The sequence below is a fragment of the Mesorhizobium sp. KACC 23794 genome (assembly GCF_052180275.1).
GTDB lineage: Bacteria > Pseudomonadota > Alphaproteobacteria > Rhizobiales > Rhizobiaceae > Kumtagia.
Map to the genome: position 1 here is coordinate 3,364,401 of NZ_CP197465.1, position 12,642 is coordinate 3,377,042.

Annotated in this window: 13 protein-coding genes; 8 read left to right on the forward strand and 5 right to left on the reverse strand. The window is 64.8% G+C overall.

Annotated features, from left to right (window positions below; genetic code table 11):
- The first annotated feature begins 10 nt into the window (after nucleotides 1-10).
- A complete protein-coding gene (locus ACSBOB_RS16420) occupies nucleotides 11-802 on the forward strand; it encodes a heme ABC transporter ATP-binding protein (RefSeq protein WP_442583445.1) in 792 nt (263 codons plus the stop codon).
- Nucleotides 803-808: 6 nt separating this feature from the next.
- On the opposite strand, the gene rirA is transcribed toward ACSBOB_RS16420, so the two are convergent.
- Genes rirA through ACSBOB_RS16435 form a run of 3 tightly spaced genes read right to left on the reverse strand, consistent with a single transcriptional unit; the run spans nucleotide 809 to nucleotide 2,380 of the window.
- Nucleotides 809-1,273 (reverse strand): iron-responsive transcriptional regulator RirA, encoded by a 465-nt coding sequence (gene rirA / locus ACSBOB_RS16425; protein ID WP_442583446.1) that lies wholly within the window; start codon nucleotides 1,271-1,273, stop codon nucleotides 809-811.
- Nucleotides 1,274-1,314: 41 nt separating this feature from the next.
- Nucleotides 1,315-1,557, reverse strand: coding sequence for a hypothetical protein (locus ACSBOB_RS16430; protein WP_442583447.1), 243 nt, complete (start codon nucleotides 1,555-1,557; stop codon nucleotides 1,315-1,317).
- The gene (locus ACSBOB_RS16435) at nucleotides 1,514-2,380 is read right to left on the reverse strand and encodes a hypothetical protein (protein WP_442583448.1); all 867 of its coding nucleotides are present in this window, start codon (nucleotides 2,378-2,380) and stop codon (nucleotides 1,514-1,516) included. The genes ACSBOB_RS16430 and ACSBOB_RS16435 overlap by 44 nt, the downstream gene beginning before the upstream one ends.
- Before the next feature lie 66 nt (nucleotides 2,381-2,446).
- Here ACSBOB_RS16435 and ACSBOB_RS16440 point away from each other — a divergent pair, with 66 nt between their 5' ends.
- The 4 genes from ACSBOB_RS16440 to ACSBOB_RS16455 all read left to right on the forward strand — a co-directional run bounded on the left by ACSBOB_RS16440 (nucleotide 2,447) and on the right by ACSBOB_RS16455 (nucleotide 5,768).
- The gene (locus ACSBOB_RS16440; RefSeq protein WP_442583449.1) at nucleotides 2,447-2,575 is read left to right on the forward strand and encodes a hypothetical protein; all 129 of its coding nucleotides are present in this window, start codon (nucleotides 2,447-2,449) and stop codon (nucleotides 2,573-2,575) included.
- A 523-nt stretch (nucleotides 2,576-3,098) separates the two neighbouring features.
- Nucleotides 3,099-4,391 carry a DUF445 domain-containing protein gene (locus ACSBOB_RS16445; RefSeq protein WP_442583450.1) on the forward strand — a complete coding sequence of 431 codons (1,293 nt, stop codon included), beginning with the start codon at nucleotides 3,099-3,101 and terminating at the stop codon, nucleotides 4,389-4,391.
- 122 nt (nucleotides 4,392-4,513) lie between these two features.
- The gene (locus ACSBOB_RS16450) at nucleotides 4,514-4,999 is read left to right on the forward strand and encodes a MaoC family dehydratase (protein WP_442583451.1); all 486 of its coding nucleotides are present in this window, start codon (nucleotides 4,514-4,516) and stop codon (nucleotides 4,997-4,999) included.
- Between the two features lie 88 nt (nucleotides 5,000-5,087).
- A complete protein-coding gene (locus tag ACSBOB_RS16455) occupies nucleotides 5,088-5,768 on the forward strand; it encodes a response regulator (protein WP_442583452.1) in 681 nt (226 codons plus the stop codon).
- A 137-nt stretch (nucleotides 5,769-5,905) separates the two neighbouring features.
- Here the strand turns inward: ACSBOB_RS16455 and ACSBOB_RS16460 are convergent, their stop codons facing one another.
- Complete coding sequence (locus ACSBOB_RS16460) at nucleotides 5,906-7,246, reverse strand: ATP-binding protein (protein ID WP_442583453.1); 1,341 nt, start codon at nucleotides 7,244-7,246, stop codon at nucleotides 5,906-5,908.
- A 13-nt stretch (nucleotides 7,247-7,259) separates the two neighbouring features.
- Nucleotides 7,260-8,435, reverse strand: a complete 1,176-nt coding sequence (locus tag ACSBOB_RS16465; protein WP_442583454.1) for an FIST N-terminal domain-containing protein — start codon at nucleotides 8,433-8,435, stop codon at nucleotides 7,260-7,262.
- Between the two features lie 265 nt (nucleotides 8,436-8,700).
- On the opposite strand from ACSBOB_RS16465, the gene ACSBOB_RS16470 reads away from it, so the two are divergent.
- The 3 genes from ACSBOB_RS16470 (at nucleotide 8,701) to ACSBOB_RS16480 (ending at nucleotide 12,604) form a co-directional block, all read left to right on the forward strand.
- Nucleotides 8,701-9,198 carry a (2Fe-2S)-binding protein gene (locus tag ACSBOB_RS16470; protein WP_442583455.1) on the forward strand — a complete coding sequence of 166 codons (498 nt, stop codon included), beginning with the start codon at nucleotides 8,701-8,703 and terminating at the stop codon, nucleotides 9,196-9,198.
- A gap of 123 nt (nucleotides 9,199-9,321) precedes the next feature.
- Nucleotides 9,322-11,673 carry a xanthine dehydrogenase family protein molybdopterin-binding subunit gene (locus ACSBOB_RS16475; protein ID WP_442583456.1) on the forward strand — a complete coding sequence of 784 codons (2,352 nt, stop codon included), beginning with the start codon at nucleotides 9,322-9,324 and terminating at the stop codon, nucleotides 11,671-11,673.
- Between the two features lie 133 nt (nucleotides 11,674-11,806).
- Nucleotides 11,807-12,604, forward strand: coding sequence for an FAD binding domain-containing protein (locus tag ACSBOB_RS16480; protein WP_442583457.1), 798 nt, complete (start codon nucleotides 11,807-11,809; stop codon nucleotides 12,602-12,604).
- The last annotated feature ends 38 nt before the right edge of the window (nucleotides 12,605-12,642 follow it).

Sequence of the window (12,642 nt, forward strand, 5' to 3'; positions counted from 1 at the left end):
GGAGCCGACGATGATCGAAGCCAGCGATGTCAGCGTCTCGATCGGCTCCACGCGCATCGTCGAGGGCGTCACCTTCTCCGCCGCGCCCGGGCAAATCACCGCGATCGTCGGGCCGAACGGCTCCGGCAAGACGACCTTCCTCAAGGCCTTGACCGGCGATCTGCCGTATCGCGGCAGCATCACGCTGGAGGGGCACGAGATCGCCCGCATGACGCCGCGCGAAGCCGCCGGACTGCGCGCGGTGCTGCCGCAGTCGACGCAGCTCGCTTTTCCGTTCACGGTGCGCGAGATCGTGCGGCTTGGCCTGATGGGAGGCCGCTCGGGAGCGCTGGCCGGTGAGGCGGAGCGCCTGCCGGACCGGGCGCTGGCCAAGGTCGACCTCGCCGGATTCGGCGGGCGTTTCTACCAGGAGCTTTCCGGCGGCGAGCAGCAGCGTGTGCAGCTTGCCCGCGTGCTCTGCCAAGTCTGGGTGCCGGTTCTCGAAGGGCGGCCGCGCTACCTCTTCCTCGACGAGCCGGTCTCCAGCCTCGACATCAAGCACCAGCTGGTTATCATGGACATCGCCCGCGACTACGCCCGCCGTGGCGGCGGCGTGGTGGCGATCCTGCACGACCTCAATCTGACGGCCATGTATGCCGACCGTATCTTCGTCATGCATCGCGGCCGTGTCGCCGCCTCGGGTGGGCCGGGCGACGTGCTCAGCGACGAACTGATCGAGAGCGTGTTCGACTGCCGGCTGAGGGTAGGGGCGCTGCCCGTGGGCAACATCCCCTTCGTCTTGCCGCAGTCGGTGGCGCTGTGACGGTTTTCAGGCCGCCGGAGCGCGGACCGGCGCCAGCGCTTCGATGCCCAGCAGCGAGCGCACGTTGCCGCGCGACTTGACGAGGTCGGCGATCGTGTAGCTTTCCAGCACCGCGAAGAAAGCGTTCAGCGCCTCGCGCAGCGCCGCATTCAACGCGCAGCTGTCGATGAGCGGGCATTCCGCGGCATCGTTCTCGAAACACTCCGCCATCGCAAAACTCTCCTCGGTGACGCGCACGACGTCGAAGAGATTGATCTTGTCGGCGGCGCGTCCGAGCCGTACGCCGCCGTTGCGGCCGCGCACCGTCTCGACAAGGCCGTTCTCGACCAGCGGCTGCAGGATCTTGAACAGGAAGAGCTCGGAAACGGTATACGCCTCCGCGATCTCCGGAATCCGGCTCAGCCGCCCGTCATTGGCCGCGCAATACATCAGGATGCGCATGGCGTAGTTGGTCTGGCGTGTCAGTCGCATGATGGCTCCTTCGGCACACGCATTCGTTGGCTCAATATGGCCTATAGTTTGGAATAATTCCAGACAAGACAGTTAATTACTTGAATTTTTTTGTCATGTTTTTGGTTGAGAGCGGGTTTGGCAGGCTTGGCCAGACGCATCGCAGCCGCCGTGTGGGCAGCACGGATCGCCGCCATGCCGCGGAAAATCTGCTCGCGTCGCGCGCCCCTGGCCGGTGTCTCATCCGGAATAGCGCCGCCGTCAGGACGTGTCCGGTTTCTCCATCGCCCATTGCGCCAGCCCATGGACGACCTCCAGCACGTCCTGCACCTCATGGGTGGATTTTGGTCGCCAGCCGGGCGGGCGGCCGGGTTTCAGCGGCCATACGCGGCGAGCCCGCACCGCCTTGCCGGTTCGCCTGAACGGCGCGATCCCCGCCTCCTGGCGCAGCTTTTCCTTCGCGGCCGCCGCCTCTTTGCGCGCCCGCCAGCGGGCAAACCGTTTTGCCTGCCCCGGCAGGTCGTCGAGGGCGGCGGCCAGCGCTTGCAGGCGCAGGGAAATCCGCGTCGCGTCGACCGGATCGTCGGCAGGCAGGCGGCGGAACGGCATGCCGGTACCTGATGATGCGCCATCGGCTGCCACTGGCCACGGGCGGACGCTCCAGGGCCGCAGTGGATCGAACAGCGGCAGGCTTGGTTTTTTCGGGCGGGCGGCGCGGATCTCGGCGGCCCGCCGGGCAGCCGCGATGCGCCTGAGTTCGTCCCGCGACACGGTGACGGCGATGCCGAAGCCGCGCAGCAGCGGCTCCATGGGTTTCGGCTTCGGTTTTCGCGGACGCGCTGGCGGCAAGGTTATCACGAGCCTACGCGCGGCCACGATGATCAGCCGCCGCACCGCCGCCTCGGCCGGCCGCAGCAGTTTTGCGATGGCGCGATGCAGGTGTCGGGGCAGGGTAAGTGCCGGGGACAGTTTACGTTTTTCGGCCCGCGCGACTTCTGGACTGCTTCGGCCTTCCTGCCGAAAGAAAGGAAACTGTCCCCCGGCGCCTAGCCCGGCCATGGCGACGAGCATGGTGAGCACACGCTTCAGCGCTTCCCGGTTCTTGTCGACTGCCGCATTCCAGTCCATCGCTGCTTCCTTCCAGCACAGGCCATGGGGATTATCGCGCGGGTTTGGAGGGGTGGGGATGGAACGATGGCAGATTTAATGAACGATGCCAGCAACACGGACGGTCTGGTCAATTGTTTCAAGAGTTTAGAGGCCGCCAAAAAGAAGTTTACGGAGAAATTTTCTGACGGAAGCGTTTTTCATCCCCGCTTTTGATGTTTATGGTCGGCCGGGCACGCCGCACGCCGTCCAACACCCCTCATCCGACCTCGCTTCGCGAGGCCACCTTCTCCCACAAGGGGAGAAGGTCGGAGCCTGGGTTTGCCGCCTCTTCCAATCGCTAACTTTGGAGATTGGCAGAGACGGTGCGGCAGCGCTCCACCTTCTCCCCTTGTGGGAGAAGGTGGCCTCGCGAAGCGAGGTCGGATGAGGGGTGTTGGACGGAGTGCGACGTGGGTCGAGTGCGATGCCCTGCTGCATTTGGTTCGCAGAGCGCCGTAGGCAGGGGTTGGTGGAGAGAGATGTCGGTCATGACGACAGGGGGGCGGCGTCGACGGTCGAAGTAAATGACCTTTGGATACCCTGCACATGAGATCTATGGCATCGGCTGGGCCATCCTTTGGCGAAGCAGGTCCAATATGTATGTCGGGAAAGCCGGGTTTTTGCCCGACGTCCCTATATGGAATTCGCAGGGCCGTGGTTTGGCCGGCGCGTTGTCTTGATAACGGTTGAGGCTGGCATGTCCGCGAATACCGAAATGCAGATACCGGCGGATGAATCGCGCGAGGCGGAAAAGCTGGCGGTGCTGCGGCGGACGAAGATTTATGCCACGTCGGCGCTGTGCGTGTGCCTGGCGGTTCTGGTGGCGGCGCGGCTGTTGCAGGCGCGCTGGCCGTGGCTGGGTTTCGTCGCCGCCTTCGCCGAGGCGGCGACCATCGGCGGCATTGCCGACTGGTACGCGGTGGTGGCGCTGTTCAGGCGGCCGCTCGGGCTGCCGATCCCGCACACCGCGATCATCCCGGAGAACCAGGCGCGCATCGCCGACAATCTCGGGCGCTTCATCGAAGTGAATTTCCTTGCGCCCGGCCCGGTCAGGGCAAAGCTGGAGGAGGTGGATTTTGCGGCACTCGTGGCCGACTGGCTGTCGGACCGACAGCGCGCCGCGGACCTTGCCAGTTTCGTGGCGCGGCTTGCGCCGCAGACGCTGACGGCGATCGAACAATCCGGCCTGAAGGATTTCGCGGCGCGCCGTCTTGCCGAGCAGGTGGACAAGGTGCCGGTCGCGCCGCTTGCCGCCGGGCTGTTGCAGGCGGTGACGGCGGAAGGGCGGCACCAAAAACTGCTGGACGAGCTTACCGGCGCGCTGGCAAAAACCTTCAGCGACGAGAAGACGCTCGAGTCTCTGCGCGAAAAGATCCGCGCAGAACTGCCGTCGCTGTTCAACCTGTTCCGTGCCGACGCCTATCTCTTGAAGAAGATCGTCGCTTCGGCTGCGACTTTCCTCGATGACGTCAAGGGCGATCCCGACCATCCGCTGCGGCGCGAGTTCGACCGGTTCGTCGAGGGTTTTGTCGCGCGGCTGCGCGATTCGCGGGATTATGCCGAGCGCGCCGAGGCGCTGAAGCGCGATTTGCTCGCCCGGCCGGAACTGCGGTCGCTCGCCGGCGAATTGTGGAGCGGGGTGCGGGCGATGATCGAGAAGGATCTGGCGGCGCCGCGCTCGGCGATTCGCACCCATCTGGCCGGCATGTTCGTCAGCGTCGGGCGGCACCTCGCCAGCGATCCCGATATCCGCGCCGACATGAACAAGGGGTTCGTGGTGTCGCTGGCGGCCTTCGTCGAAAGCCAGAAGAGCGGCGTATCGGGTTTCATCGCCGAGCAGGTGAAGCGATGGGACCTTGCCCAGCTTACCCGGTTGATCGAACTCAACATCGGCCGCGACCTTCAATATATCCGCTTCAACGGCATGCTGATCGGCGGGCTGGCCGGTCTCGTGCTCTACGGCGCGGAATGGCTGTTGCTGGGAAATTGACGGATTACCGCTGACGGTCGAACAAACACCGCCTCGCCGAAATCCTGTGCACTGCTTCCTAATCTTGCGATTGCCGCGCAACCGGCTAATAAAGCGCGCGTTAGACCGGACAAGGGAAGGCTATGCGGGAATCGGCGCCGACATTCGAGGAATTGCGGGGATTGATCGGTCAGGAACTGGGGGTCTCGGACTGGGTGACCGTCAGCCAGGAGCGAATCAACCAGTTTGCCCAATGCACCGGCGATCACCAGTGGATCCATGTCGACGCCGAGCAGGCGCGCCGCAAGAGCCCGCTGCGCACCACGATCGCGCATGGCTATCTCTCGCTGTCGCTGATCGGCTTCTTCATCCAGGATATGCGCATCCTGCCTGACAACACGCAGGGTGCCTTCAACTATGGCATCAATCATGTGCGGTTCCTGGCGCCGGTCAAGGCCGGGGCGCGCGTCAGGCTGCGCACGACCTTGCTGGCGATGGAGGACAAGGGGCCGGGCCAATATCTGATGACCGCCACCAACACGATGGAGATCGAGGGCGAGGAGAACTCGGCGCTGGTCGCCGAGACCATGGTCATGCTGTACGAAAGACGCAGGAAGCGGGAGGCTTAGCGCGCTTGCTAGGGGCTGCGGGCGGGATAAAGTCGGAAAGGGCAGGCGGACGCCATTCGCGACGAGGAGCCGGACGGCTGGAATTGAAATGAACCACACAAGCGACGCCACGCGCTTCCTCATCATCGACGACCATCCGCTGTTCCGCGAGGCGCTGCACAGCGCTGTCCGCATGGCCTACCCAGAGGTCGACACGGTCGAGGCGAAGTCGATCTCCGAAGCACTGGAGATCCTGTCCGGCTCGCTGCCCTTCGACCTGGCGCTGCTCGATCTCAGCATGCCCGACGTGCATGGCTTCGACGGGTTGCTGCAACTGCGCACCCGCCATCCGCGGCTGCCGGTGGTGATCGTGTCGGGGCATGAGGAGCCGAAGATCGTGTCGGAGGCGCTGTCCTACGGTGCAGCCGGCTTCATCCCGAAATCGGCGCGCAAGGACGATCTTGCCTCGGCGATCCGCTCCGTCATGGAGGGCGCGGTCTACGTCCCGCAGAATTACGGCGACCGGCCGCCCGAGCCGGAAAGCGCCGACCGCGCCGACATGGTGCGCCGGCTGGGCAAGCTGACGCCGCAGCAGCTGCGCGTGCTGCAGATGCTGCGGCAGGGCCTGCTCAACAAGCAGATCGCCTTCGAGCTGCAGGTCGGCGAGACCACCGTGAAGGCGCATGTCTCGGAGATATTGCGCAAGCTCAACGTCTACAGCCGTACCCAGGCCGTGATCGAGGTTTCGAAGCTCGACAATGCGGATCTGTTTCGGGAGCAGGGATTTTAGGAGAGCGAATAGCGAAGTGAAGAGAGCGAATAGCGAATAGGGAGTAGCGAATAGGGAGATTCAGGTATCTGCTTCTATTCGCTATTCGCTATTCGCTATTCGCTATTCGCTATTCGCTATTCGCTATTCGCTATTCGCTACGCCAGCAAATGCGCCAGCAGCGCCCTTAATTGCGCGGGCTTGACCGGCTTGCGCATCAGTTCGATGCCGGAGGCGCGGGTTATCTGGGCAAGTGCTGGAGAGCTGTCGCCGGTGATGACCAGCGCAGGCACGTTGCGGGCGAGGTAGTTGCGGGCATAGGCGATCGTCTGGGTGCCGAGGTCGCCGCCTTCAAGGTGCTGGTCGGCGATGATGACGTCGGGCACCCAGTCGGTGTCGCCCAGCGTCTGGAGCGCGGCGTCGGACGAGGTGGCCGGGCGCACCACGCATTGCCAGCGGGCCAGCAGCGCCATCATGGCCTCCAGCACGCCGAGGTCGTTCTCGATCAGCAGCACTTTCGTGCCGAACAGGCCGTAGCCGCGCGGGCGCTTGCTCTCGCCGGTCGCCTCGATGACCGCCGGCGGGCGCGTCGCGGCGGCAGGCACCTCCAGCCAGAACACCGTGCCGCGGCCAACCACCGACGAGAAGCCGATGCGGTGGCCGAGCGCTTCGGCCATCCTGCGCACGATCGACAGGCCGAGGCCGAGGCCGGCGCCTGAAACGTCGCTTTCGACCGCGCCCGGCCCGCGATGGAATTCCTCGAACACCGCATCACGATGCTCGTGCGGGATGCCGCAACCGGTGTCGGCGACCTCGATACGGATGATACCCGCGCGCCGCCGCGCGCCGACCAGCACGCCGCCCGAGCGGGTGTAGCGCACGGCGTTGGAGACGATGTTCTGCAGCAGCCTGCGCAGCATGGTCTGGTCGGAACGCACCACCGAATTGCTGGCGCGGAAGCGGAACTTCAGCCCCTTCTGCTCGGCGATCGGCTGAAAGTCCGACTTGATCGAGGAGAAGAGCTGGTCCAGCGGGATCTCCGCGACCTCCGGCATGACCACGCCAGCGTCGAGCTTCGAGATGTCGAGCAGCGTCTGGAGGAGGTTGCCGATGGTGGTCAGCGAACGTTCGACCTGGCCGACCAGCCTGTGGCCCTCTTCCGTGGTCTGCAGGTCCGATAGCGCCGAAACGGAAAGATTCGCGGCGTTGAGCGGCTGCAAGACGTCATGGCTGGCGGCGGCGAGGAACCGCGTCTTCGACAGGTTGGCGAGTTCGGCGGCTTCCTTGGCCGCGAACAGGTCGATGTTGGATTCCTCCAGCCGTCGCAGCGTGGAGCGCAGTTCCTCGGTGCGGTTGCGCACGCGGCTCTCGAGGTTGATCGCCGTCTGGAACAGCGAGAAGGCGTTGCCCTGCTGGTCCATGGCGCGCTCGACGCGCGAGATCAGCGCCGCGTTGATCTTGCGCAGCCGCTGGATGTCGGTGATCTCGTCCATCAGCATAGGACGCAGGCTCCTACTCGGCGGCCTGACGGTGGCCGAAGGCGATGCCGGTCAGCGTCTGGTTCAAGTGCATGGTGCGGTACTGCTCGCCATAGGTGCCGAAGCCGATGAGATTGCTGGTCTGGTAGAGGTCGGAGATATCCCTCAGCACCTGGCGGTTGCGGGCGTCGAGCCGCCGCAGCACGCAGTCGAAGCCGAGGATGACGTCGATGCCGCCGACCTTCTCGCCGACGTCCCGCAGCGCGGCGCGGGTCGATTCGACCATGTCGGTCGGCTCGGCGATGGACAGCACGATGCCGTCGTCGATGGCGCAGAAGAAGGAGAGCGAGCCGTCCGGGTTGAGCTTCTGGATCGAGCGGCAATAATATTCGCCGCCGACGCGGACCACCACCGGGTGCGAGGCGAAACTCAGCGGCGTCAGCGCATCGGGCAGGACGCCGACCGCATGGGCGAATTCCTCCGATGCCGAGGTTGCGTTGAACTCCTGGACGATGCGCCGGTTGGGATCGGCGGCGGTCACCACCAGCTTCTCGTCGGTCGGTACGAAGTTCTCGGTCTTGAAGACATGGAAGGGCACGTCGGTCGCCATCAGGATGACGATGGCGCAATCGGTGGCGACGACGCCGTTGGAAATCAGCGTGGTCGCTTGGAAGCGCAAATCGTCGCCGGCCGAGCCGCCGACCAGCGGGATGTCGTCCAGCCCCCAATGGATCGCCGACGTGACCGATTCCTCGGCGAAGGACAGCCCGTCGATGAGGCAGAGCGCGAAGGCGTTGCCCGACGACAGCCGGCCGGTATGCGCCGCCAGCGAGCGCCGCAGCGCGCCGACCTGCGCAGCGATCGATTCCATGCCGGAGCCGGACAGGTTGGGAATCATCGCGCTGGCGATGGTGAAGCTCGCTGCGGGGAACAGGATGGCCAGCATATGGCCTTCCTCCAGCCCGGCCGGCGTGATCTCGCCCGCGGTCGAGCAGCCGGCGTGATGCAGGGCCGGCGCATGCTGCGAGATCGCCGCCGAAAGGTCTTCAGCGCGCACAAGGGTTTGCGAGAAGAAAAACAGCGCAAAACCCGCGCCGCCGGCTGCCGCGGCGCGCGCCACCTCGCGGGCGAACGCCTGCGGGTCCGGCTTGTCGGTGCTGACCACCGTCAGCCCGCAGCCGTAGCTTGTCTCCGAGCAGACTCGCGCCAACTCCTCCAGCCTTTCCTCCGGCCCTCATCATTTTGCGCGTCGTGCGCGCAGGTGCCGAATGCATTCTTGTCCGAGCGCCGAAGTTTTGCAATGCTGTGGCTGCGGGCCTTATCGTCTTAAGTACAATATACGGTCCGCGCGGGGCGGCTGCATTCTCGATACCGGCGATCAGGATCGTGGTGTTTGCGCTTCGTTCGTCATAGTTCGATCCGCGGGACGCCGGAGAGCCGACCGCGCTGAATACCTACCGAGGGAGGCAGGCAATATGTCGGACGTTTCACTAACCGTGAATGGACGAAAGGTGGGGGCGTCGGTCGAGGACCGGACCCTCCTGGTCCATTTCCTGCGGGAAAATCTGGGGCTTACGGGCACCCATGTCGGTTGCGACACGTCGCAATGCGGGGCCTGCGTCGTTCACGTCGACGGCAAGGCGGTCAAATCCTGCACGATCCTCACGGCCCAGGCGTCCGGTTCCACGGTGGTGACCATCGAGGGGCTCGCCGACGGCGCCGACCTGCACCCTGTGCAGGCAGCCTTCAAGGAGCATCACGGGCTGCAATGCGGCTTCTGCACGCCCGGCATGATCATGTCGGCCACCGACATGATCAACCGCCATCCCGACGGCCTCGACGAAGCGACGGTGCGCGCAGAGCTGGAAGGCAACATCTGCCGCTGCACGGGCTACCACAACATCGTCAAGGCGATCCTTGCGGCGTCCGAGGCGATGTCGAAGGGCAAGGGCAAGGCGAAGAAGGCGGCGTGAGAGGGGAGCGAATAGGGAGTAGCGAATAGCGAATAGGGATTTTCCCGCCATCGCTGCTGCACTTCCCCTACTCGCTACTCCCTATTCGCTATTCGCTACTGAAGTTCCGGGAGGAAACCAATCATGGGCATCGAAGGCATCGGCGCACGGGTCGCGCGCAAGGAAGACAAACGGTTCATCACAGGCAACGGGCGCTATGTCGACGACATGGTCGTGCCCGGCATGAAACATGCCGCATTCGTGCGCAGTCCGCACGCGCATGCCGACATCAAGAAGATCGACGTTTCCAAGGCCAAGGCCATGCCGGGCGTCATTGGCGTGCTCACCGGCAAGGAACTCAAGGCCGACGGCATCGGCAATCTGATCTGCGGCTGGATGATCCACTCCAAGGACGGCACGCCGATGAAGATGGGCGCGTGGTCGCCTCTGGCATTCGACCGGGTGCGCTATGTCGGCGACGCTGTGGTGATCGTCGTGGCCGACACCAAGGGCCAGGCGCGGGACGCGGCGGAAGCCGTCGAGGTCACCTACAAGGAGAAGAAGGCGGTGGCGAACGCCATGGACGCGCTGAAGAAGGGCGCGCCGCAGCTTCACCCGGAAGCCGAAAACAACCTGATCTTCGACTGGGAGATCGGCGACGCCAAGGCGACGGACGCGGCGATCGCCGCCGCGGCGCATGTGACGAAGATGCGCATCGTCAACAACCGGCTGGTGCCCAACGCCATGGAGCCGCGCGCCGCCCTCGGCCACTACGACAAGGGCGAGGACCACTATACCTGCTGGACCACCTCGCAAAACCCGCATGTGGCGCGCCTGGTCATGAGCGCCTTCTACAACGTCGCGCCGGAAAACAAGCTGCGCGTCATCGCGCCGGACGTCGGTGGCGGTTTCGGGTCGAAGATCTTCATCTATCCGGAAGAGCTCGTCTGCCTGTGGGCCTCGAAGAAGACCGGCGTTCCGGTCAAATGGGTCGCCGACCGTACCGAGAGCTTTTTGACCGACGCGCATGGCCGCGACCATTATTCGGAGGTCCAGATGGCCTTCGACAAGGACAACCGAATCATCGGCTTCAAGGTCGACACGGTCGCCAACCTGGGCGCCTACATGTCGCTGTTCTCGTCGTCGGTGCCGACCTATCTCTATGCGACGCTGCTGTCGGGGCAGTACAACATCCCGGCGATCCACGCCAATGTGCGCACGGTCTACACCAACACCGCGCCGGTGGATGCGTATCGCGGGGCAGGGCGGCCGGAAGCCACCTATCTGGTCGAGCGCACTATGGAGACGGCGGCGCGCGAGCTCGGCGTAAGCCCGGCGGAGTTGAGGCGGAAAAACTTCGTCACGCAGTTCCCGCATCAGACGCCGGTGATCATGTGCTATGACGCGGGCGACTATGCTGCCTCGCTCGACGCGGCGATGCAAGCTGCCGACTATGCCGGTTTTCCGGCCCGCAAGGCTGCCGCCGCCAAGAACGGCATGCTGCGCGGCATCGGTATGAGCTGCTACATCGAGGCCTGCGGCATCGCGCCGTCGGCGGCTGTCGGTTCGCTCGGCGCCGGCGTCGGCCTGTGGGAGAGCGCCGAAGTGCGCGTCAACGCGGTCGGCACGGTGGAAGTGTTGACTGGCTCGCATAGCCACGGCCAGGGCCACGAGACCACATTTGCCCAGCTTGTCGCGGACCGCTTCGGCGTGCCGATCGACAGCGTGTCGATCGTGCATGGCGACACCGACAAGGTGCAGATGGGCATGGGCACCTACGGCTCGCGCTCCGGCGCGGTCGGCATGTCGGCGATCGTCAAGGCGCTCGACAAGGTCGAGGCCAAGGCCAAGAAGATCGCAGCGCATCTGATGGAGGCCGACGAGGCCGACATCGTCATCGAGAACGGCGCGCTGAAGGTGGCCGGCACCGACAAGAACGTGCCCTGGTTCCAGATGGCGCTCGCCGCCTACACCGCGCACAACCTCCCTTCGGGCATGGAACCCGGTTTGAAGGAAGGTGCTTTCTACGATCCGTCGAACTTCACCTTCCCGGCCGGCTGCTACATCTGCGAGGTCGAGGTCGATCCCGAGACGGGGGTGACGAAGATCATCCAGTTCGTGGCGGCGGACGATTTCGGCAACGTCATCAACCCGATGATCGTCGAGGGACAGGTGCATGGCGGCATCGCCCAGGGCGTCGGCCAGGCGCTGCTCGAAGGCGCATTCTACGATGCCGGCGGACAGCTGATCACGGCGAGCTACATGGATTACACCATGCCGCGCGCCGACGATCTGCCGTCGTTCAAGGTCTCGACCTCCAACACGCCTTGCCCAGGCAACCCGCTCGGCATCAAGGGCTGCGGCGAGGCCGGTGCCATCGGCTCGCCGCCGGCGGTGATCAATGCCATCACGGATGCGCTGGGCACTAACGAACTCGCCATGCCGGCGACGCCGCAGAGGGTCTGGGCGGCGGCGCGGACGGTGGCGAAGCACTGAGACTGAAGCGAAAAGAAGCGAATAGCGAATAGGGAGTAGCGAATAGGGAAGAGAAGCGCAGAGCAGTCGGGAAGCACTCCCTATTCGCTATTCGCTACTCCCTATTCGCTCTTCTCCCGGAGGGAGAAACCACATGTATTCCGTTAATTACCACCGCGCTTCATCCGTCGCCGATGCGGCGAAACTGTCCAAGAAGGGCGACGCGAAATTCCTGTCGGGCGGCATGACGCTGATCCCGGCGATGAAGACGCGGCTGGCCGCGCCGTCGGACCTTGTCGACCTGGCGCATATCGCCGAACTCAAGGGCATCACCGTCTCCGGCAAGACCGTGACGATCGGCGGCGGGACAACCCACGCCGAGGTCGCAACCAACGCCAAGCTGAAGGCTGTCTGCCCGGCGATCTGTCATCTGGCCGCGCATATCGGCGACCCGCATGTGCGCCATCGCGGCACGATCGGCGGCTCGATCGCCAACAACGATCCGGCGGCGGATTATCCGGCGGCGATGCTGGCGCTCGGCGCCACCATCGTCACCAACAAGCGCGAGATTTCGGCGGAAAAATTCTTCACCGGCCTGTTCGAGACGGCGCTGAAGGAGGGCGAGATCGTCACCGGTGTGACCTTCACGGCGCCGGCCAAGGCTGGTTATTCAAAGTTCCCGAACCCTGCCTCGCGCTACGCCATGACCGGCGTGTTCGCGGTGAAGGGCAAGGACGGGGTGCGCGTCGCGGTGACCGGGGCCGGCGAGGACGGCGTGTTCCGCTCGAAGCCGATCGAGGCTGCGCTGGCGAAAAAGTTCGAGGCCGCCGCGCTGGAAGGCCTGTCCGTGCCGAGCGCAGGGCTGATGAGCGACCTGCACGCCTCGGCCGAGTATCGCGCCAACCTCGTGGTGGTCATGGCGAAGCGGGCGGTTGCGGCGGCGAACGGCTGAAACGCCGACTGACTTCGAAATAAGCAACGGGGCCGAAA